This is a genomic window from Nocardioides malaquae (genome assembly GCF_015070385.1).
Lineage (GTDB): Bacteria > Actinomycetota > Actinomycetes > Propionibacteriales > Nocardioidaceae > Nocardioides > Nocardioides malaquae.
The window spans coordinates 1-235 of record NZ_JADCSA010001230.1 but is presented as its reverse complement, the minus strand read 5'-3'; the positions used below and the strand labels follow the sequence as shown (position 1 = coordinate 235).

The window sequence follows — 235 nt, the reverse complement described above, 5'->3', positions numbered from 1 at the left end:
CGTGCTGGGCGAGCGCAACCTCTACTGCCTGCGCGACAACGGCCAGATCCGCTTCATGAAGAAGCTGGAGTTCAACCCCAGCTGCTTCCTGCCCTACGCCTCAGGTACGCAACAAACACCACGCTCATTCAGCAGGGCTGTACGATTCTTGCCAAAATGTGAATCTCGATTTTCTCCCACACAAATTGAGATCACGGTTTCCTCACGAGCCTGATTTTTTGCAGTCGTAGGGCAA

At 53.6% G+C, this 235-nt stretch carries 1 protein-coding gene; it reads left to right on the top strand.

Translation table 11 applies throughout. From position 1 onward, the window contains the following. A partial coding sequence (locus IEQ44_RS16550) for a hypothetical protein (protein ID WP_193639494.1) occupies nt 1-214 on the top strand: 214 nt, incomplete at its 5' end. Nucleotides 215-235: the final 21 nt, after the last annotated feature.